Genomic DNA, 20597 nt, shown 5'->3' with positions numbered 1-20597 from the left:
AGGGCAGCCGCCTTTCTTCATCGGTTGCAGGAACCTGTGTAAGGCGGAGGAGTTGACCCCTTGTATCCCGCCTAACAGGCGCCTCTAACAAGGAAGATATCCAATGGCACCGAGCAAGACATCCAAAGACCTGAGCGACCTCTTTCACGACACGCTGAAGGACATCTATTTCGCCGAAAAGAAGATCCTCGCGACCCTGCCGAAAATGGCCAAGGCAGCACAGAGCCCTGACCTGAAGGCAGCCTTCGAAAAGCACCGCGGCCAGACCGAAGAGCACGTGACCCGGCTGGAGGGCGTATTCGGAGTCATCGGCAAGAAGCCGGTCGGCAAGACCTGCGCCGCCATCATGGGCATCACCGAGGAAGGTGCGGAGATCATGGACGAATACAAGGGCGCCGCGGCACTCGACGCCGGCCTGCTGGCGGCAGCACAGTCCGTCGAGCACTACGAGATTTCGCGCTACGGCACCTTGCGCACCTGGGCTTCGGAACTCGGCTACAACGACGCGGTCAAACTGCTCGACCTGACGCTGAGCGAGGAAAAGGAAACCGATGCGGCGCTGACCCAACTCGCGGAGTCCGCGGTCAACATAGCGGCGGAAGCGGCATAGGGCGCGTACGTCCAGCCTGCCGGCTCAAGGAAGTCCCGATGCTCAGGCATCGGGGCTTCTGTTCGAGAGGCTGCGGCAATCGACCCAGCGCCTGCTGCAACCGACAAACAAAAGTTCTGCACTTGGGATGTTGGATGATGTGACCAAGGACCTGCAGACCTGATGATCTTTGAAGCGTTTGGGATCCATGTAGTCGGGAGTTGACGATGGCGGCGCGTGGTCTGGTCCATGGTCCTCTGGGACAAACCTGCCTTCATCTATGCATCGACATGCAACGGCTGTTTGCGCCTGAAGGGCCATGGGCAGTGCCCTGGGTGCCAAAGGTCCTTCCGGCGATTGAGGAGCTTGCCGCCAAACATCCCCATCAAACCGTGTTTACCCGCTTTGTCCCGGCCGAGAAGCCGGGCGACGGACACGGCATGTGGGCGCACTACTATCGCCGCTGGGCGGACGTCACCCTCGCCAATATCGATCGCAGGCTTGTGGATATCATGCCGCAGTTGGCGCGTTTCGTGCCGCCCGCGACTGTGCTCGACAAGCGGGTCTATTCACCGTGGACGGAAGGGCGCCTTGACGCGGCGCTGGCGCGGCTGAATGTCGACACGCTCGTCATTACGGGTGCCGAGACGGACGTGTGTGTGCTGGCGACTTTGCTCGGTGCGATCGACCGGGGCCTTCGGGTGATCGTGGTGACTGATGCCATCTGTAGTTCGGCCGACCAGACACATGCTGCGCTGATGGAACTCTACCGATCGCGGTTCAGCGAGCAGGTCGAGGCCGTTGCCATGCAGGAGGTCCTGGAAAGCTGGAACTAGCGAAGGGCAGGACCACAAGAATGACATCCTTGGGCGAGCCTCGGCCGGCTTCAGTATCAGCGGGTCGATGCCTCGTCCTCGAGCTTGCGCAGCTTGGCTTTGATCTCCTCCGGATCCTGATGTTCCAGGCCGACCACGTCGTTGCGCGTCTCGTTGAGGGAGACGATGATCTCGTCGAGCTTGGCATGAATGGCTGCCGTATCGCGGTAGCCCTGGATCAACACCACGCCGGTGATGACTATGGCCGCTACGGATAGAGCGTAGGTCACCGCATTGGTGAGGCCGAACGGAACCAGGGCCGTGCAGATGATCATGGCAACGATCATCACATAGAAGCCGGGAGGTCTTGAGAGGAAGTCAGCCGCGAGGAATAGAAACCGGTTCATTCGTCGATTTACCTAGGCTCGATAGGTGAGATCCATGCGGTGCCACCTGTCGGATTTTCTGCTCGAGGCAAAACAGGTCCAGGAAATTTAGGTTCCAATCACCAGCCAAGAAGCACCCGGCTCGCAGCCACCAACTTCAATAGCCTGGCGCGCAAAAGGCCCGCTGGCGCAAGCCAGCGGGCAGAGCTTCTGGAGTGGCTGGCGTGTGTGCCAGCGGTAGAAAAATTGGCGCGCGGGCAGAAAGTTCCGCGCCGGCCACCTCGCGCAAGGGAAGGCAGGGTGAGGCAACTCCGGCCGATGGATTCCGGATTTGAATCACCCAGGGATAATCACTCGCACGCCGGAACAAAGCCGATCGATGCTTGTTAGCTCGACAGCACATCCGTGCCCAACAAAGGATCGGCCTTATGAAAACTCGTCTAATTCTGGCTTCACTGGCCACGGCCACAGCCCTGACCTTCGCCCTCCCCGCTTTCGCTGCCGACAGCGCGCAGGACTTCATCGACAAGGCCGCCGTCGGCGGCATGTTCGAAGTGGATTCCAGCAAGAACTTTGAAGGCAAGGCCCAGGACCAGGGCGTCAAGGATTTCGCGCACAGGATGATCGACGATCATGGCGCGGCCAACGCCAAGCTCGAGTCCATCGCCGGCGAGCAGAAGCTGACGGTGCCCAAGGAACTGGACGCCAAGCACAAAGCCGACCTCGACTCGCTGCAGAATGCCAAGGACGACAAGCCCTATGTCCAGATGCAGCGCGATGCGCATTCCGAAGCGGTCACCCTGTTCGAGAGCTATGCCAAGGACGGCGACAATGCGCAGTTGAAGTCCTTCGCCTCGGAGACCCTGCCGACACTCAAGATGCATCAGGAAATGATCGAAAAGATCGCTTCCGCCACGGACAATGCATCGTCGACCACCAGTTCGACCACCCCGGCCGTGACCACGACCGACACCGCCAATCCGGCCGCCCCGGTCCCCGGCGCCAACAGCTTCACCGAGGACCAGGCCAAGAGCCGCATTCAGGATGCCGGCTTCTCCGACGTGTCCGCACTGACGAAAGACGACAAGGGCATCTGGCGGGGCCAGGCGACCAAGGATGGCAAGACCACCACCGTTGCGCTCGACTACCAGGGCAACGTGGTTGCCGGCGCCAATTGAACCACCGAAACAGATCGAGGAGATCAAGATAATGAAAACCGTAACCGGACTTTTCGACAATTACGATGACGCTTCCGACGCCGTCGGTGAACTGGAAGCGAGCGGCGTGCCGCATGCCGACATCAGCATCGTCGCCAACAATTCGAACGATTGGTATGAGAACGGCGACAGCTCCAAGGCCGCCGAGGATGCGGCCGGCGGCGCCGGCGTCGGCGCCGTCATCGGCGGTGCCGGCGGGTTGCTGACCGGCCTTGGCCTGATGGCCATTCCGGGCGTCGGCCCGGTCGTGGCCGCCGGTTGGCTGGCCGCAACAGCCGTCGGCGCGGTTGGCGGCGCGGTGGTCGGCGGTGCCGCGGGTGGCATTGTCGGCGCGCTCACCGAGTCCGGTGTACCGGAAAGGGATGCCCACGTTTACGCCGAGGGCGTTCGCCGCGGTGGTACTCTGGTCACCGCCAGGGTAAGCGACGAGCTCGCCGGCCAAGCCGAGCTTATCCTCGGGCAGACAAATTCCGTCGATCTGGACGAGCGTCGCGGCGTCTACGAAGCCGATGGCTGGACCGGCTTCGACGCCGATGCCGACCCTTATACCGACATCGAGGCCGAGCGCGACAGGGTGCGCAACGCCAGCCCGCTCTGATCACCGAGCCCCGCCGCCGAAAGGCGGCGGGGCTTCGTTATATCCGATGCCCAAGAATGCATGCACTCGCTCCAAGGAAACCATCCATGACCAAGTCTCCAAGTCGCGTCAGCCATCAGGCAGTCATTCACGATCAGAAGCTGGTTCGAGGCGAAGGCGGCGAATTGCATCAGACTGCCGAGGGCGATGTTCCAGTCCTCACCACCGCCCAGGGCGGACCGGTCTCGGACGACCAGAATTCACTCAAGATCGGCGCCCGCGGCCCGACCATTCTCGAAGACTTCCATTTCCGCGAGAAGATTTTTCACTTCGACCATGAGCGTATCCCCGAGCGCGTCGTGCATGCGCGCGGCTACGGCGCACACGGCTATTTCGAGACCTACGAGTCGCTCGCCAAATACACCCGTGCCGACATCTTCCAGCGCGCCGGGGAAAAGACGCCGGCCTTCGTGCGCTTCTCCACCGTCGCCGGCAACAAGGGCTCCTTCGACCTGGCGCGCGATGTGCGCGGCTTCGCCGTCAAGCTCTACACGCAGGAAGGCAACTGGGACATCGTCGGCAACAACATCCCTGTCTTCTTCATCCAGGATGCGATCAAGTTTCCCGACATGGTGCATGCCGTCAAGGAAGAGCCCGATCGCGCCTTCCCGCAAGCGCAATCGGCACATGACAATTTCTGGGATTTCATCTCGCTGACGCCCGAATCCATGCACATGATCATGTGGGTGATGTCGGACCGGGCGATCCCGCGCTCCTTCCGATTCATGGAAGGGTTTGGTGTCCACACCTTCCGCATGCTCAACGCCAAGGAAGAAGCGACCTTCGTCAAATTCCACTGGAAGCCGAAGCTCGGGCTGCAATCCGTGGCCTGGAACGAAGCTGTGAAGATCAACGGCGCCGATCCAGACTTTCATCGCCGCGACCTATGGGAGTCGATAAAGGCCGGCAACTTTCCGGAGTGGGAGCTGCAGCTGCAGCTGTTCGACCAGGACTTTGCCGACAGCTTCGATTTCGACGTGCTCGACGCCACCAAGCTCATCCCGGAAGAAATCCTGCCGCCGATCCCGGTCGGCCGCCTCGTGCTCGACCGCATGCCCGACAATTTCTTCGCCGAGACCGAGCAGGTCGCCTTCATGACCCAGAACGTTCCGCCCGGCATCGACTTCTCCAACGACCCGCTGCTGCAGGGTCGAAATTTTTCCTACCTCGACACGCAGATAAAGCGTCTCGGCAGCACCAACTTCACCCACATCCCGATCAACGCGCCGAAATGCCCGTTCCACCATTTCCAACAGGACGGCCATATGGCCATGCGCAACCCTGTGGGACGGGTGAACTACCAGCCGAATTCCTTCGGCGAAGGCCCAAGGGAATCGCCGCAGCGCGGCTTCCGCTCTTTTGCCGAGGCCGAGCAGGGTCCCAAACAGCGCATCCGCGCCGAAAGCTTCGCCGACCATTACAGCCAGGCGCGGCAGTTCTACATCAGCCAGACGCCGCCTGAGCAAGGCCATATAGCGGCGGCGCTGACCTTCGAGCTCAGCAAGGTGCAGACCCCTGTCATCCGCGAGCGCATGGTCTCCCACCTGCTCAACATCGATGAAGGGCTGGCCAACAAGGTCGGCGACGGGCTTGGCCTGAAGGCAATGCCGAAGCCTGCCGATGCAGCCATTGCCACAAGGCGGGATCTGGCTGCTGCCCCATCGCTCAGCATCGTCGCCAATGGCCCCGATCGTTTCGAGGGCCGCAAGCTCGGCATATTGGTCACCGACGGCACCGATGCCGCGCTGCTCAAGGCGATGACTGGTGCCTTGGCCAAGGCCGGCGCGGTGTTCGAAATCATCGCCCCGAAGGTCGGTGGCGCCAAAGCCAGGGACGGCAGCCTTATCGAGGCCCAGCAGATGATCGGGGGCGGTCCGTCGGTGCTCTACGATGCGGTCGCCCTGCTGCCCGCCAAGGCGGCAATGGCCGACCTGCTCAAGGAATCCACGGCGCGCGATTTCGTCGCCGATGCTTTCGCCCATTGCAAGTTCATCGGCTATATCGAGGCCGCACTGCCGCTGCTCGACAAGGCAGGGGTTGCCGACAGCCTCGACGAGGGCTGCATCGCCCTTTCCGGACCCAAGGATGTCGCTGGTTTCCTGTCTGCCCTCGGCGCGCTGCGCCTGTGGGCGCGCGAGCCAAAGGTGAAGATGGCATAGCCGGCGAAGGGAAACTCTCAGTTACCGCCAGTGCTGATGCACGTAGGGCTTGATGTCCTGGTCGTAGATCGCCTTCATTTTGGCCATGAGCTCATTCGACAGCGGTGATTGACAGGCCTACGCGGCTATCTCATGCAGAACGGCCGCATCGTCGTCTCCGGCCCGATCGGCGAACTCAGAGACATGTCGCTGATGCGCGAACTCTCGCGGCTATGGTCCACCACGATGAACTTGCCGCCCTGGTCGCGCTCCACTTGGCGCTCGAAGCAACACTCAAAACGGCAGTTGCCCGAACATCCTCAACCGGCGCTTGCGCAACCCACGCAACCCACTGGAAACCCCCGGTTGCGCGGCCTTTGGCGGCGCCGAAGCGGCGATGCGAAAGCGCTTTTGCGCCAGTTCCGCGATCACACCATATGAACCGATCCAACCTCTGCTAGCTTGTTGGGCGTGGGACTTGTCCCGCTTTGGCCGGTGCTTCAGGCAACCCCATCCCAACCCCCCGCCCCCTGTGGCGCCGGCCATCCCCTCGCAAGGAAGACAGCGCGCCTCGGTGCGCGCGAACTCGCTCACGCCTGCGGCGGTTTCTTCTTTTTCTTGGCCGCGGCGCGTTCTTTTTCATCCGCAAACGGATCGGGATCGGCAGCCGCCAGATCGCTCCACGTCCCGACGTCCGCCGCAGGGAAGAAACGCTGCCGGCGGTTGTGGATGCCTGGCCTCCAAGCTTTTGATGGCCCGGCTTGCCAAACACGGCCATGCCCCCATAGAACGGCTCGGATCATCGCCCTGCTTCCAAAAGGCTGTTGTCGGCCCATTTGCCAAGGATACCCCCGATGCCTGCGACACCGTCCCCTTGGTCAAGGCTGTGACAGATCCCGCTACCCTCGCCAGCCTCGGATGGGTGGATTTTTTCGGCGATCAGCTTGAACCTGATGAGAAAGACCTCATCCCGGCGCGCATCGCCTCGGTGCATCGTGACCGCCTGGCCGGCCTGTCCCAGGCAGGGCCAACGGATCTGACGCTACCGCCCAATGCCAACACCGGCGACTATGCCGTCGGCGACTGGGTGCTGGTCGAGCCCCGCACGCATCTGCTGCGCCGCCGTCTGACCCGCAAGACGGTGCTGGAGCGCCGCACGCAGGGCGGCAGGGTGCCGCAACTGGCCGCTGCCAATGTCGACACGCTGTTCATCGTCACCTCCTGCAATGCCGACTTCAACATCGCCCGGCTCGAGCGCTATCTGGCGCTGGCCAACGAGGCCGGAACGACGCCGGTGCTCCTGCTGACCAAGGCCGACACGGCCGAAGACGCCGAGGCGTACCAACGCCAGGCCGCGTCCCTTCAGCGCGGACTGGCCGTGGTGATGCTGAACCCGCGCGTCGCCGATGCCGCAACGGCCCTCGCCCCCTGGTGCGGCGCGGGCCAGACGGTGGCGCTGGTCGGCTCCTCCGGCGTCGGCAAATCGACGCTGGTCAACACGCTGGCCGGCTCGGCGCAGCAATCGCCGCAACAGACCGCCGGCATCAGGGAGCACGATGCCAAGGGACGCCACACCACCACGGCGCGATCGTTGCACGCCATTTCCGGCGGCGGCTGGGTGATCGATACGCCCGGCATGCGCACGCTGCATGTCAGTGACGTCGCTTCCGGCATCGACACGCTGTTTGCCGAAATCACCGAGCTTGCGCCGCTGTGCAAGTTCCGCGACTGCACCCATGTCCACGAACCGGGCTGCGCCGTGCAGGCTGCCTTGAAGGCCGGTACACTCGATCCCGAGCGCCTTGCCCGCTGGCGCAAACTGTCCGAGGAGAACCAGGGGAATACGCCGGTTCAGCGCGGGCCGCGCGGCAACAAATCTCCCGGCGGTCGCCCAAAGCGGCGTTGAACGCGCATCTTCAGGAAATTTGAAGCCGTTTACCCTGCACGAGCGGCAGGAGATCCGTCGGTTCAAGCGCTGGCCTGCCGGTATGGCTGACGAAGGTTACCCACGCGTTCGCGCGGCAGGCCGGCTCGACTCGCCAGGCGGCGAGCCCGGCGAAGCCATGGCGCGGAGATTGCCGAAACGATGAACCGGCCCTGCTTGCGAGTGACAAAGGCAACGGCTTGCCGAGCCTGGCGAAGGCCGGCGAGCGGCGCGCCATCTTTCAGACTGCACGCGACATCATCGAAATCGATCTGATGCAGCCGGCCGCGATTGCGCACATGCCCGCCATGCTGAAGGTCTCGAATATGCGCTCTATGAAGCCATCGGCGTCGGCCCCAAAACCTATCGCCCGCTCTGCCGGCTGAACGCCGTGCGCCAGGAGCTGGCAAGCAACAGCGAACGGGTCGGCGACATCACCGCCCGCTATGGCATCTGGCACCTCGGCCGCTTCGCCGGAGCCTGCAAAAGTGCTGTTGGGGAATTGCCGTCGCAAACCCGATCGACTGCCCGGCGACTAGGACCCTAGGCCTCCTCAAGCGTCCGGTCTGGTTCCACCGCAGATCAGGTAATAACACTCGTCATAGCGTATGTAGTCAGCCGCGCCCTTGTCCGGCCATTTGCCCGTTTCGAAACGGGTTTTGAGAAGGCTTCGGCATTGCGCCACTTTCTGCGCATTGCCGTCCGGAAACAGGGTGACGTGCAAGACTTGCGGCGACGCCAATGAAACGGCAGCGAGAACGAGGCAGCCGAGGCTGGCAGCAAGGAAGAGATAGAGGTTGCGCATTGCTACCGAATACGGCCGGGCAGGTGTCCTGACAATGAACAAGCCATATCATGATTAACACATGAGTAGCAGTGTTTTGTTTTATCCAGTAAAGCCGCCGAAGAAGACATCGGCACCCAGATGTAGCTAGGTCGGCTGAACGGCTGTAGCGCCTTCGGCAGGACAATCGCCCACCCGCCGAGCGCCTCCCCGCATCCCTTGGGGTTGTGGTCGCGCTGCGCCGGGTAAGGGGCCTGGCGAAGCCGAGACGGAGTGGGGGAACGCCTTCAGCGATTGCCTCTGCCGCTAAACCACGGCAGCTCGTCGTCTCGCCTCACCCAAACCGCGCCTGCGTCCACGCGCCACCCGCCGCATTCGACTCCACCGCCGCCGCAACAAACTTCACCCCGCGTGCGCCATCGACAACATCCGGCACCTGCGCCGCACGCGCTGCATCGACCACGCCGCCCGACCGATGCGCGCGGATAATATCAGCGGCGTCGCGGTAGAAATTGGCGAAGGCCTCGATATAGCCTTCCGGATGCGCCGCCGGCATGCGCGAGACCCGCTGGCTTTCGGCGGTCGAGCCATGGCCGCCGCGCACCAGCGTGCGGGTTTCCTCGCCATAGGGCGAGAAGCGCAATTCCTCCGGCCGCCCGCCCGACCATTCGAGTCCGGCCTTGTCGCCATAGATGCGCACGGAGAGGTCATTGTAGTGGCCGGGCGAGGTCTGGCTGGCCAGGATCGTGCCCCGCGCCCCGCCCGTCCAGCGCACCAGCACATGCGCATTGTCGTCGAGCCGGCGCCCCGGCACGGCGGTGAACAGATCGGCGGACACCGCCTCGGCCTCGCAGCCGGAGATATAGCTTGCCAGGTTGAAGGCATGCACGCCGATATCGGCCAGCACCGCCGACTGCCCGGCGCGCGCCGGATCGGTGCGCCACTCCGCCTGCTTCTGGCCCTCGGCGTCGATCGGCTTGGTCAGCCAGTCCTGGATGTAGGCGCCGTGCACGGACACGATGCGGCCAAGCGCGCCCGCCGCCACCATCTCGCGCGCCTGCCGGACCATGGCGTAGCCGGTATTGTTCAGCGTGACGACGAAGCGGCGCTTTCTCGCCTGCGCCAGCGCCACAAGCGCCTGTGCCTCATCGAGCGTCGTCGACAGCGGCTTGTCGCAGATCACATCGATGCCAGTCTCGAGAAAGGCGGTGGCGATCGGCGCGTGCAGATGATTGGGCGTTACGATGACGACCGCCTCGATGCCGTCGGGCCGCGCGGCTTCTGCCCGCGCCATCTCACGATAATCGGCATAGCTGCGCTCCGGCGCGATGCCGATCTCTGCGGCCGAGGCGGCTGCGTTCTCCGGATCGGACGACAGCGCGCCGGCGACCAGAACGATCTGGTCGTCGAGGCGCATGGCGAGCCGATGCACGGCGCCGATGAAGGCGTTGCGCCCGCCGCCGACCATGCCGACCCTGAGCCGCTTGCCAGACGATCCGTCCGATGTTGCATAGACCATTTTCAAGCTCCTCCCGGCAGACCGCTTTCGAACACATGTTCCAATTTTCATATTGTAAAACGATCGTATCGCGCTAGCCTGAAATCATGAATGGGGCAAGCAAGGGATCCGGACGATCGATCGCCGACGAGGCGGCGACGCGCAAGCGCGGACGCTCGCTGGCGGCACTCGGCTACATCCAGCCGCAGACGTATGAGGAGCTGCGCGCGGTGCTGTCGTCGGGCACGGTGCATTTTCCCAAGCGGCTGCGCCAGGTGGCGATCTTCCTGTGGCAGCATCCGAGCGACGTGGCGCTCGGCACCATCGCGCAGGTGGCGGCGCAGGCCGGCGTGCAACCCTCGACGCTGGTGCGCTTTGCCCAGATCTTCGGCTATTCCGGCTTTTCCGATTTCCAGGGCCTGTTCAAGGAGCATATCAAGGGATCATGGCCGGAAGGACGCGGCGAGCCACGCACCGGGACCGAGCCCAATCTGCATTTCCTGCACGGTATGGTCGGCGCATCGCAGGCCTCGCTTGGCCGCATCGAGGCCGGCTTCGACGTCAAGAGTTTCGACAAGATGGTGGCGCTGCTGGCGGCGGCCGACCTGATCTATGTCATCGGCTCCAAGCGCGCCTTTCCCGTCACCGCCTACCTGTCGCTGACCCTGTCGCAGCAGGGCGTGCGCAACGTGCTGGTCGACAATGTCGGCTCCTCGGCGCTCGACCAGATCGGCTGCATCGGCGGCCGGGATGCCGTGCTGGCGGTCTCCTTCAGTCCCTACAATTCGATCACGCCCGACCTCGTCGCGGTGGCTCATGAGCGCAAGGCGCGCATCGTCACCGTCACCGACAGCACTTTCAGCCCGCTGATCCGGCTTTCGGACAGCTGGCTGGAAGTGGTGGAATCCGACTTTGCCGGCTTCCGCTCGCTGGCGGCATCACTGGCCGTGGGAATGGCGCTGGTCCATGGCGTCGCGTCAAGGCGTGGCGAATGAGGCGCCGCTGGTCCAATTGACTATCGGGAATTGCCGTTCCATATTCAAAAAAATAGAAACTTTGTTCCGGGAGGAGGAATGGAGATCCGGCTGGACGGCAAGGTGGCTTTGGTCACCGGGTCGACGCAAGGCATTGGCCGCGCCATAGCCGAGACGCTGGCGCGCTCCGGCGCCGCCGGCCTTCTGGTCACCGGGCGCGAGACGACGCGTGGCGAAGCGGTGGCCGCAGAGCTGTCGCAGTTGGGCACGCCGACGATCTTCGTTGCCGCCGATCTCGCCGATCCGGCAGCCCCTGCCCTCCTGGCGCAGGCCTGCATCGAGCGCTTCGGCCGCATTGACGCCCTCGTCAACGCCGCCGGGCTGACCGACCGCGCTTCTTTCCTCGACGCCAGCCTCGACGATTGGGCATCGCTGTTCGCCGTCAACGCGCGCGCGCCGTTCTTCCTGATGCAGGCGGCGATCGCCGACATGAAGCAGCGCGGAGAGCCCGGCGCGATCGTCAACATCCTGTCGATCAACGCCCATTGCGGTTCGCCGGAGCTTGCCGTCTATTCCGCCACCAAGGGCGCGCTGGCGACGCTGACCAAGAACGCCGCCAATGCCCACCGCTTCGACCGCATCCGCGTCAACGGCATCAATGTCGGCTGGACCGACACGCCGGCCGAACGCATCATGCAGGCCGAAACGCTGGGCAACGGCCCCGGCTGGCTCGACAAGGCCAATGCCGCGCAGCCTTTCGGCCGGCTGCTGACGCCGAACGATATCGCCAGCCTTGCCGTCTTCCTGCTCTCCGACGCCGCAGGGCCGATGACCGGCGCGGTGATCGACCAGGAACAGGCGGTGATCGGGACGAACCGGTGACCGCCGTCGAAACGCTTGGGCCGGCGCTGCTCGACCGCTTGCCGGCATCGGTGCAGACACCGTCCTACGACCGCACGATGCTGGCGCCCGGCATGGCGCATCTCGGTGTCGGCGCTTTCCACCGCTGCCATCAGGCCGAATACACCGACGATCTCATCTCGCTGCGGTTCGACCGCTGGGGCATCGTCGGCATCAACATCCGCCCGCCAAGCCTTGCCGGCACGCTGGGACGGCAGAGCGGCCTCTACACGCGACTGATCCGCGAGAACAGCCACATCGAGGCGCGCGTCATCGGCAGCATCGTCAGGGTGGTCGACAGCCAGGAAAGTGCCGCACCGGCGCTGGGTGTGTTGGTGTCTCCCGACATCGAACTGGTGACGATGACGGTGACCGAGAAGGGCTATTGCCACATCCCGTCGAACGGCGAACTCGACCTCTGCCATCCAGATATCGTCCATGACCTCGCCAACCCCGAGACGCCGCGCAGCGTGCCCGGAATATTGGCGCGGGCGCTGGAGCTGCGCATGGCCACGCATGGAAGGCCACTCACGCTGCTCTCCTGCGACAACATTCCGGCCAATGGCATCATCCTCGGCAATGTCGTGCGCAGCTTTGCCGAACGGCGCGGTTATGGACTGGCGGACTGGATTGCGGCCAATGTCGCTTTCCCCTCGGCCATGGTCGATCGCATCGCGCCGGCGGTAACGCAGGCCGATCTCGACAACGTCGAGCAATGGTTCGGCTACCGCGATGGCGCCGTCGCTGTCAGTGAGCCGTTCCGGCAATGGGTGATCGAGGAAAAATTCGCCGGCCGCATGCCGCGCTGGGATCTGGTCGGCGCCACCTTTGTCGATGATGTTACTCCGTTCGAGCATCTCAAGATGCGGGTGCTGAACGGCGCCCAGACATCGCTTGCGACGCTAGGCGTGCTGGCCGGGCTGGAGCACACATCGGATGCCATGGCCGACCCGCTGCTGTCGGACTTCATCAGGCGCATGCTGGTGGAAGAGACTGTGCCGACGCTGATGCCTGTGCCTGGCATCTTGCCGCTCGCCTATGTTGAGCAGAGCCTCGGCCGGCTGAAGAACACCGCGATCCGCCACCGCAACCACCAGATCGCCACCGATAGCTCGCAGAAGATCGTCCAGCGCCTGCTCAACCCGATCCGCGACCGGCTGAGCCAGGGCGCCAGTATCGGTCTGCTGTCGGTGCCGGTCGCCGGCTGGATGGCCTATCTCATCCAGGCCTCGGGCCGCTTCGGCAAACGCTGGCCGGTGTCGGATCCCTATGCGGATAAGGTCGCGGCGATCGCCGATGCCACCGGCCATGATGCGCAGGCGCTGGCGTCCGCCATCCTTGCCATCGACGGGATATTCGACCCCGGCCTTGCCGCCGACGAGACGTTCCGCGCAGCGGTCACTTCGGCGCTGGGCGAGCTGCTTTCGGACGATCCGATGGCGGCGGTCCGACACAGTCTGGAACAAGATGAGGTCGCGAGGTTGAAGCGATCCAAACAATCGGCATTATAGGTACCGGTCGTGAAGCCACGACCAGGGGAGGCACTATGAAACTTGGATTGCTGACCGCGCCCTTCGCGGAGACGCCGCTTGGCGAAGTCGCCCATTGGGCGCACTCCGCCGGGTTCGAGGCGCTGGAGATCGCCTGCTGGCCGAAAACCTCCGGCGCCACGCGACGCTATGCCGGCACCAGCCACATCGATGCCGCTTCCACCTCCCCTGCACAAGCCAAGGACATCGTCGCCGAGTTGGCGCAAAAGCAACTGACAGTCTCCGGCCTCGGCTATTATCCCAACCCGCTGCATCCCGACCCCGCACACCGCGAGGCGGTCATCGGCCATCTGAAGAAGGTCATCGTGCTGGCCGCCAATATGGGTGTGTCCGTGGTCAACACATTCTGTGGCGGCGACGCCTCGAAGACCGTCGACGTCAACTGGCAGGATGCGCTGAAAGTCTGGCCCGAAATCGTCGCTCATGCGCGCGACCACGGCGTAAAACTCGCCTTCGAGAATTGCCCGATGATCTTCAGCTATGACGAATGGCCGGGCGGGCACAACATCGCTTACTCGCCGCAGGTCTGGCGCCGCATCCTGGAGACCTGGAGCGGCGAGGTCGGCATGAATTTCGACCCCTCGCATCTGGTCTGGCAGATGATCGACCAGAGCCGCTTCATCCGGGAATTCGGCCCCTACATGCTGCATGTCCACGCCAAGGACCTGATGATTGATCATGATGGGTTATATGAGCGCGGGATTCTTTCGGCCGGGATAGGTTGGCAGGTGCCGCGCATGCCGGGGCTAGGCGATGTCGACTGGAGCGGCTTCTTTTCCGGCCTCTACCGCGCCGGCTATGACGGGGCGGTCATCATCGAGCACGAGGACAGGCGCTTTGAAGGCAGCGACGATCAGGTCAAGCGCGGCTTTCTGCTCGCCCGCGACGTCCTGCGACCCTTCGTCAAATGATGATGAAACGTCTTGGTCTGATCCTTCCGAGGGTCCGGCCCTGAAACTGAAAACAATGTGGAGGAGTACTGACATGAAGAAAATACTGACCATGGTCCCGCTGCTTGCGGGCGCTGCCTTGCTCGCATCGGTGGGCGTCTCGTCGGCCGAAGGCAAATACACGATCGGCATTTCCAACACCGTGCAAGGCAATGGCTGGCGCGAGGAGATGGTCTGCGCGATGAAGGCGCAGGCGCTGGCTTCCGGTGAAGTCGCCAAGCTCAACATCGCCCACCGCAACACCGACGCCGCCGGCCAGCTCGAAGACATCCGCAATTTGATCAGCGCCAAGGTCGACGCCATCGTCGTCAACCCGGCCGATCCGGCCGGCATCAAGGCGGGCCTCGAAGAAGCCACCAAGGCCGGCATCGTCGTCGTCGCCGTCGACCAGGCGGTCACCGAGCCGTCGGCCTACATCATCTCCAACAACCAGGAACAGTATGCCTATCTCGGCGCCAAGTGGCTGTTCCAGCAGATGGGCGGCAAGGGCGAGGTGTTCTACATGCGCGGCGCCGCCGGTGCCTCGGCCGATAGCGACCGCGACAAAGGCTTCAAGAAGGCGCTGGCCGAAAACCCCGACGTGAAGGTCGCGCAGGAGGTCTTCACCGGCTGGCAGCAGGACCAGGCCAAGCAGCAGATGCTGTCGTTCCTGGCCACGGGCACGCCGATCAACGGCATCTGGACCTCCGGCATCGACAACGTCATCGTCGACGCGCTGGTCGAATCGCAGGCGCCGCTGGTGCCGGTGGTCGGCGCCGACAATGCCGGCTTCGTCGGCCAGCTCAGCTCGGTCAAGGGCCTCGTCGGCGCCGCCGTCACCAACCCCGGCTCGATCGGCGGTGCGGGCGTCACGCTGGCGCTGCAGATCCTCGACGGCAAGAAGCCGGCGCAGCAGACCGTGCTGGTCGACCCGCAGCTGTGGGACAACGCCACCGACGAAGGCAAGGCCAAGCTGAAAGCCGCCGCCGACCCGTCGCTCAGCCCGGAATGGCCGGTCTCGATCTCGATCCCTGAGTGGACGACCTACACCAAGGAGCAGATCATCGCGTGCAAGGGGCCGGGGGAGTAAGGCTGGGCTTGAATGAACTTGCGAGGACGGCGAACTGCCGTCCTCGTTACGCTCTACGGCGCCCCCCTCTGTCCTGCCGGACATCTCCCCCACAAGGGGGGAGATTGGCAGTTTCGGCGCCGGCCCTCGTCTTGCGATGTAGAAAATTAGCGAAAGCCGAGATGACAGCCAATCTCCCCACTCGTGGGGGAGATGTCCGGCAGGACAGAGGGGGGCGCCGTAGAGCGCCAGCAAGAGAGACGTTTCTGATGCGGACAGCAATTTGACCACCAGCCCCCTCCTCGACGCGTCAGGCGTCGCCAAGAACTACGGCGCGGTCGCAGCGCTGCGCAACGCGTCGCTCTCCGTGCTCCCGGGTGAAGTGCATGCCCTGATGGGCGCCAACGGCGCCGGAAAGTCGACGCTGGTGAAGATCCTGACCGGCGCCATTCCTGCCAATTCCGGGCACATCCTGATCCGCGGCGAGGCACGCGACATACGCTCGCCCGCTGCCGCGCGCCGCGCCGGGCTTTTGCCGGTCTACCAGGAGCCGTCGCTGATCCCCGATCTCGACGTGCTGTCCAATCTCAGGCTGACCGGCACGCCGGTCGAGCCGTTCCGCGCCTGGGTGCGCGAGTTGGGCATCACCGACCTCGACCTGCGCGACACCGCGCGCGACATTCCGCTCGCCGTGCTGCGCGTGCTCGACCTGGCGCGCGCGCTGGCGGTCGAGCCCGACGTCCTGCTGCTCGACGAGATGACGGCGGCACTGCCCGCCAACCTCGCCGAGAAAGTGCTGGAAGTGGTGCGCCGCCAGGGCGACTCGGGCCGCGCCGTGATCTTCATCTCGCACCGCTTCGTCGAAATCTCGGCGCTGTGCGATCGCGCCACCGTGCTGCGTGACGGCGAGACTGTCGGCGTCGTCGACATCGTGCCGGGCGTGGAGGAAAAGATCGTCGAGCTGATGCTCGGCACCCGCATCGTCAAGACCCATGTCGCCGCCCGCAGCGCCGCCGAGAAGGCAGCACCCGCCCCTGCCCGGCCGCGCATTTCGGTGCACAATCTGCGCGTCGGCACCAAGCTCAGCGACGTCTCCTTCGATCTCGCCGATGGCGAGGTCGCCGGCGTCGTCGCGCTCGAAGGCCAGGGCCAGGACGAGTTGTTCGCAGCCCTTGCCGGCTCGATCCGGCCCTCCGGAGGTACGATCGAAGTCGACGGCCAACCAGTGAAATTCGCGCACCCGATCGATGCCATCCGTTCGGGCATTGCCTATGTGCCGGGCGACCGGTCCGAAGCGCTCGCCATGCAGCGCTCGGTGCGCGAGAACATCGCGCTGCCCTTCAGCGCAGCGCTCCGCAACTGGGGCCCGATCAACATGCGCCGCGAGCGCGCCACCGTGCTCAGCGCCATCGAGCGGCTGCAGATCGACACCCGCGCGCAAGGCGAGGTGCAGCGCCTGTCCGGCGGCAACCAGCAGAAGGTGACCATCGCCCGCTGGATCGCGGCGGACGCCCGCACCGTCCTGTGCTTCGACCCGACGCGCGGCATCGATGTCGGCACCAAGCAGGAGATCTACAAGCTGCTGCGCGAGCTCGCCGGCAACGGCAAGTCAGTGCTGTTCTACACCTCCGAGCTGGAAGAGGTACAGCGCGTCTGCGACCGCGTCATCGTCATCTTCGGCGGCCACCTGGTCGACATTTTTCCGGTCGAGGAGGCCGACGAGCCGGCGCTGATGCGCGCCGCCTACGGCCTGCCGCGCGGCGCCAAGGCCGATATCGGCATTCTGGCCGATCCCACTTCCGCCGGCGCCTCGGGGGCGACGCCATGAACCGTTTCCTGCGCCGCCAGGGCTGGGTCGTCGGCCTGTTCGCGCTTCTGGTCGTGCTGTTCATCGCCACCAGGATCATCCAGCCGGCCTATGGCAGCGGCGATTTCGGCTCGCTCGCCCGCGCCGTCCTGCCCTACGCCTTCGCAGTCGCCGCCCAGACGGTGGTGGTCATCGCCGGCGGCATCGACCTTTCGGTCGCCGCCATGATGGCGCTGACCAGCGTCACCGCAGCGTCGATGATGAATGGCGCGAGCGAGGAATACGCGCTGTTCGTCGTGCCCTTCGTGCTCGCCATGGGTTTCGTGCTCGGCGCGCTCAACGGCCTGCTCATCGTCGTCACCCGCGTGCCCGACATTGTCGTCACGCTCGCCATGCTGTTCGTGCTGCAGGGCGCGGCCCTTCTGGTGCTCGGCGCGCCGGGCGGCGCCGCCGCCGAGTGGCTGAAGGCGCTGATCTCCGGCACCGTGCCTATACCCGGCCTGCCCGACGCCATCGACGCCTGGCTGCCCAAGGCGCTGCTGGTGCTGATCGTCTGCCTCTGCGTCATCTGGATACCGCTCAGGCGCTTACGCCTCGGCCTCTCCATCTACGCCATCGGCTCGAGCGAGCTGGCGGCGTTCCGCTCAGGCGTGCCGGTCAAGCGAACCCGCATCATCGCCTATGCGCTGTCTGGCCTGTTCGCCGCCTTTGGCGGCCTGGCGCTGACCATGAGCACCGGCATCGGCGCCCCCATCCCCGGCCCCTATCTGCTCGCCAGCGTCGCCGCCGTGGTGCTGGGCGGCGTGGCGCTCGGCGGCGGCAAGGGCGGCCTCATCGGCCCCATCGTCGCCGTCTTCGTGCTGCGGCTGGTCCGCACGGATCTCACCCTGCTCGCCATCGACCCCAACGTCACCGCCATCATCGAAGGATTGATCATGGTGGCGGTGGTGATGTTCGGCGCGTTTATCACGATGCGGGGGCGGCAGTGATGCTCACGAGACGGAATGTCGGCGTTCTTTCGCGCCCCCCTCTGTCCTGCCGGACATCTCCCCCACAAGGAGGGAGATCAGATTGCGCGACGACCTTCCCCAATCTCCACCATGGCAGAAACGAGCGGAGCGCCAAAACCGCTAATCTCCCCCCTTGTGGGGGAGATGTCCGGCAGGACAGAGGGGGGCGCCGTAGAGCGCTGTCCTCGCCAAACCCCACTCCATCGCGAAGAGTCATGCCATGAGCACCACCGCGATCACGCCCCCGCCCCTCGGCCGCCGCATAAAACGCTTCATGGCCGACCGGCCGCTCATTCCGCTGATCATCCTGCTGGTCATCCTGGTGGTGATCCTGCAGATCCTGCGCCCCGGCATCGTCAACGAGCGCTGGATCGCCAACACCATCAAATTCGCCATTCCCTTGGCGATCCTGGCGGGCTGCCAGACCATGACCATGCTGACCGGCGGCATCGACCTTTCGGTCGGCACGGTGGCGACGATGGGCGCCTTCATCATGGCGACGCAAGTCGTCAACCAGGACCCGGCGGTGGCTTTCCTGCTGGCAATGATGCCGGCGGTGCTGATCGGCCTTGTCAACGGCATCGGCGTCGGCGTCTTCCGCGTCCACCCGCTGATCATGACGCTGGGCACCAGCCTGATCGGCACCGGCTGCCTGCAGGTCTACCAGCGCACGGTGATCGCCTCGGGCGCCAAGATCCCAGACTTCCTCGCCTGGCTCGGCACCGGCGTCACCTGGGGCTTCCCCAACGCGCTCTTGCTGTTCGTGCCGCTGGCAGCCCTCATCGTCTTCACTCTGGCCCGCACCGGCTTCGGCCGCCTGCTCTACGCCGTCGGCGACAATGAGCGCGCAACGCGTCTGTCCGGCGTGCAATACTGGCAGGTCATCACCGCGCTATACGTCACCTCCAGCGTGCTCGCCGGCATCACCGGCCTGCTCTATATCGGCCTGATCAAGGCCCCGTCGCTGTCGCTCGCCGAACCTCTGGTGCTGCCCTCGGTCGCCGCCGCCGTGATCGGCGGCACCTCCATCTTCGGCGGCCGCGGCGGCTACACCGGCACAATCATCGGCGCGCTCATCCTGACCGTGCTGACGACGCTGCTGACGATCCTGCAGATGCCGGAGGGCGCGCGGCGGATCCTGTTCGGGCTGATCGTGCTGTTCGTGACGGCGGCGTATTTGCGGATTGTGGAGGAGCGGTAGGCGGCCGATCCCGCTTAGAGCCAAGCTACCCATCCCAGCCGCAGGACAATCGCCTATGGCGGCGCCGGCCCCCACTCCGTCTCGGCTTCGCCGAGCCACCTCTACCCCCACATAGTGGGGGAGAGGAAATGCCAAGCTTTCTGAGGAAGAGAAAATCCAGCCTTGAAGGCCGCAACCCCCGAAAATTGGCGTTTCCTCTCCCCACGAAAGTGGGGGTAGAGGTGGCTCGGCGAAGCCGAGACGGAGTGGGGGACCGCCCTAAGCGATTGCCAGGCGAACTCGCCCACCCAGAGCGCGCCCGCGCCCCTACTTCAACGAAATCGCCATCCCGCTGAGATCCGCATTCACCTGCAATCCCACCTGCCGACCCGTAAGCTCGAGCTGGGCGCCCTTGTCGTTGGTCATGACGATCACCTGTGCGCCCTTGCCGAGCGCGCCGCCACCGCCAGCCGCGCCGTAAACTCCGGTCGCATCGCGGACCCTGCGGATATGGCGCACGGTGCCGCGGAAATAGGTCTTGGAAACGCCGAAGGCGAAGCCGCCCGAAACGCCGCCGATCGAGATGGGATAGGAGCGGCCATGGAAGGTCAGCGTGCCCTCGCCGCCGGAGCCGCCGACGAAGAAGGCCGCCTTGTAGACGGCAAAGCGGATCGTGCCGCTGTCGGCATGCGCGGCACTGGCAGCGCCGACGGCAACAGTGGCGATGGCCGCGATTGCGAGCGAACGAAGGCTGGACGAGATGGTCATGATAAGCTCCTCAAGAGCGCCGCTCACCCAACAGGCAGGGCTCGTCGGCGTCGAATTCAACTGGAACAGTTTAGGCTGGGATTTGGTTCCAGGGTTGGCGGGGTTAGCGCGGGAGATCGCCACGAAACAAGCGCTTATGTGGGCATACAGGAATGCCGGCGACGCCAGCGGAGGGAAGGGTGTAGACGACGGTAGTGGGAGGATGGACGGGTTGACGGCTGAACGGGGGCCGACAACAGTCCGACAGCTTCGGTCTCCTAATCTTCAAGAGCAGACATCAGGTTGGGCGGAGGCATGGTCGTAACATGACCACCCCCGGTGGGCGGCGACGAATCCCGTCGAGTGCGACAGGCTGGACTTGCCGTCGCAGCCATACGATCTTCGGTGCGGGGTCACTTTCGACGCGACAGCTCGTGGCGGGG

The 20597-nt window shown here is 64.5% G+C and carries 22 protein-coding genes; 17 read left to right on the top strand and 5 right to left on the bottom strand.

Features of this window, described 5'->3' with window-relative positions; all coding sequences use genetic code 11:
- Positions 1-103 precede the first annotated feature (103 nt).
- Positions 104-610, top strand: a complete 507-nt coding sequence (locus ACWTU9_RS07575) for a YciE/YciF ferroxidase family protein (protein ID WP_455857767.1) — start codon at positions 104-106, stop codon at positions 608-610.
- Positions 611-816: 206 nt separating this feature from the next.
- Positions 817-1425 (top strand): cysteine hydrolase family protein, encoded by a 609-nt coding sequence (locus ACWTU9_RS07570; protein WP_454585931.1) that lies wholly within the window; start codon positions 817-819, stop codon positions 1423-1425.
- A 56-nt stretch (positions 1426-1481) separates the two neighbouring features.
- On the opposite strand, the gene ACWTU9_RS07565 is transcribed toward ACWTU9_RS07570, so the two are convergent.
- The gene (locus ACWTU9_RS07565) at positions 1482-1811 is read right to left on the bottom strand and encodes a low affinity iron permease family protein (RefSeq protein ID WP_455857766.1); all 330 of its coding nucleotides are present in this window, start codon (positions 1809-1811) and stop codon (positions 1482-1484) included.
- 407 nt (positions 1812-2218) lie between these two features.
- Between ACWTU9_RS07565 and ACWTU9_RS07560 the strand changes: the two genes are divergently transcribed.
- From ACWTU9_RS07560 to ACWTU9_RS07545, 4 genes are all read left to right on the top strand, one after another.
- Positions 2219-2968 carry a DUF4142 domain-containing protein gene (locus ACWTU9_RS07560; protein WP_455857765.1) on the top strand — a complete coding sequence of 250 codons (750 nt, stop codon included), beginning with the start codon at positions 2219-2221 and terminating at the stop codon, positions 2966-2968.
- 31 nt (positions 2969-2999) lie between these two features.
- Entirely contained in the window at positions 3000-3605 is a 606-nt protein-coding gene (locus ACWTU9_RS07555; RefSeq protein ID WP_455857764.1) for a general stress protein, read from the top strand.
- An 86-nt stretch (positions 3606-3691) separates the two neighbouring features.
- Positions 3692-5803 (top strand): catalase, encoded by a 2112-nt coding sequence (gene katE, locus ACWTU9_RS07550; RefSeq protein WP_455857763.1) that lies wholly within the window; start codon positions 3692-3694, stop codon positions 5801-5803.
- A gap of 132 nt (positions 5804-5935) precedes the next feature.
- Positions 5936-6223, top strand: coding sequence for a hypothetical protein (locus ACWTU9_RS07545; protein ID WP_455857762.1), 288 nt, complete (start codon positions 5936-5938; stop codon positions 6221-6223).
- A gap of 149 nt (positions 6224-6372) precedes the next feature.
- Here the strand turns inward: ACWTU9_RS07545 and ACWTU9_RS07540 are convergent, their stop codons facing one another.
- Complete coding sequence (locus tag ACWTU9_RS07540) at positions 6373-6585, bottom strand: hypothetical protein (RefSeq protein ID WP_455857761.1); 213 nt, start codon at positions 6583-6585, stop codon at positions 6373-6375.
- A gap of 71 nt (positions 6586-6656) precedes the next feature.
- Here ACWTU9_RS07540 and rsgA point away from each other — a divergent pair, with 71 nt between their 5' ends.
- The 3 genes from rsgA to ACWTU9_RS07525 all read left to right on the top strand — a co-directional run bounded on the left by rsgA (position 6657) and on the right by ACWTU9_RS07525 (position 8253).
- The gene (rsgA, locus tag ACWTU9_RS07535; protein ID WP_455857760.1) at positions 6657-7688 is read left to right on the top strand and encodes a ribosome small subunit-dependent GTPase A; all 1032 of its coding nucleotides are present in this window, start codon (positions 6657-6659) and stop codon (positions 7686-7688) included.
- Positions 7689-7906: 218 nt separating this feature from the next.
- Positions 7907-8092, top strand: a complete 186-nt coding sequence (locus ACWTU9_RS07530) for a hypothetical protein (RefSeq protein ID WP_455857759.1) — start codon at positions 7907-7909, stop codon at positions 8090-8092.
- On the top strand, positions 8050-8253 hold the full coding sequence (locus tag ACWTU9_RS07525; RefSeq protein WP_455857938.1) for a helix-turn-helix domain-containing protein: 204 nt from the start codon (positions 8050-8052) through the stop codon (positions 8251-8253). The genes ACWTU9_RS07530 and ACWTU9_RS07525 overlap by 43 nt, the downstream gene beginning before the upstream one ends.
- A 6-nt stretch (positions 8254-8259) precedes the next feature.
- On the opposite strand, the gene ACWTU9_RS07520 is transcribed toward ACWTU9_RS07525, so the two are convergent.
- Positions 8260-8511, bottom strand: a complete 252-nt coding sequence (locus tag ACWTU9_RS07520) for a hypothetical protein (RefSeq protein ID WP_455857758.1) — start codon at positions 8509-8511, stop codon at positions 8260-8262.
- A 313-nt stretch (positions 8512-8824) separates the two neighbouring features.
- Positions 8825-10009: a Gfo/Idh/MocA family protein gene (locus ACWTU9_RS07515; RefSeq protein ID WP_455857757.1), complete on the bottom strand. Its 1185-nt coding sequence runs from the start codon at positions 10007-10009 to the stop codon at positions 8825-8827.
- An 86-nt stretch (positions 10010-10095) separates the two neighbouring features.
- On the opposite strand from ACWTU9_RS07515, the gene ACWTU9_RS07510 reads away from it, so the two are divergent.
- The 8 genes from ACWTU9_RS07510 to ACWTU9_RS07475 all read left to right on the top strand — a co-directional run bounded on the left by ACWTU9_RS07510 (position 10096) and on the right by ACWTU9_RS07475 (position 19428).
- A complete protein-coding gene (locus ACWTU9_RS07510) occupies positions 10096-10983 on the top strand; it encodes a MurR/RpiR family transcriptional regulator (protein WP_455857756.1) in 888 nt (295 codons plus the stop codon).
- A 78-nt stretch (positions 10984-11061) separates the two neighbouring features.
- Positions 11062-11844, top strand: coding sequence for an SDR family oxidoreductase (locus ACWTU9_RS07505; protein WP_455857755.1), 783 nt, complete (start codon positions 11062-11064; stop codon positions 11842-11844).
- The gene (locus ACWTU9_RS07500; protein ID WP_455857754.1) at positions 11841-13373 is read left to right on the top strand and encodes a mannitol dehydrogenase family protein; all 1533 of its coding nucleotides are present in this window, start codon (positions 11841-11843) and stop codon (positions 13371-13373) included. Before ACWTU9_RS07505 ends, ACWTU9_RS07500 begins: the two co-directional genes overlap by 4 nt.
- A gap of 35 nt (positions 13374-13408) precedes the next feature.
- Complete coding sequence (locus ACWTU9_RS07495) at positions 13409-14323, top strand: sugar phosphate isomerase/epimerase family protein (protein ID WP_455857753.1); 915 nt, start codon at positions 13409-13411, stop codon at positions 14321-14323.
- A 73-nt stretch (positions 14324-14396) separates the two neighbouring features.
- Complete coding sequence (locus ACWTU9_RS07490; protein WP_455857752.1) at positions 14397-15431, top strand: ABC transporter substrate-binding protein; 1035 nt, start codon at positions 14397-14399, stop codon at positions 15429-15431.
- Between the two features lie 262 nt (positions 15432-15693).
- The gene (locus ACWTU9_RS07485) at positions 15694-17238 is read left to right on the top strand and encodes a sugar ABC transporter ATP-binding protein (protein ID WP_455857751.1); all 1545 of its coding nucleotides are present in this window, start codon (positions 15694-15696) and stop codon (positions 17236-17238) included.
- On the top strand, positions 17235-18206 hold the full coding sequence (locus tag ACWTU9_RS07480; protein ID WP_455857750.1) for an ABC transporter permease: 972 nt from the start codon (positions 17235-17237) through the stop codon (positions 18204-18206). Before ACWTU9_RS07485 ends, ACWTU9_RS07480 begins: the two co-directional genes overlap by 4 nt.
- A 241-nt stretch (positions 18207-18447) precedes the next feature.
- Complete coding sequence (locus tag ACWTU9_RS07475) at positions 18448-19428, top strand: ABC transporter permease (protein WP_455857749.1); 981 nt, start codon at positions 18448-18450, stop codon at positions 19426-19428.
- 306 nt (positions 19429-19734) lie between these two features.
- Here the strand turns inward: ACWTU9_RS07475 and ACWTU9_RS07470 are convergent, their stop codons facing one another.
- Positions 19735-20175 (bottom strand): hypothetical protein, encoded by a 441-nt coding sequence (locus tag ACWTU9_RS07470; RefSeq protein WP_455857748.1) that lies wholly within the window; start codon positions 20173-20175, stop codon positions 19735-19737.
- Positions 20176-20597 lie beyond the last annotated feature (422 nt).

It is taken from the genome of Mesorhizobium sp. 128a, assembly GCF_053848025.1.
Note: the sequence above shows the minus strand (reverse complement) of the source record. Positions and strands in the feature narration are given on the sequence as shown.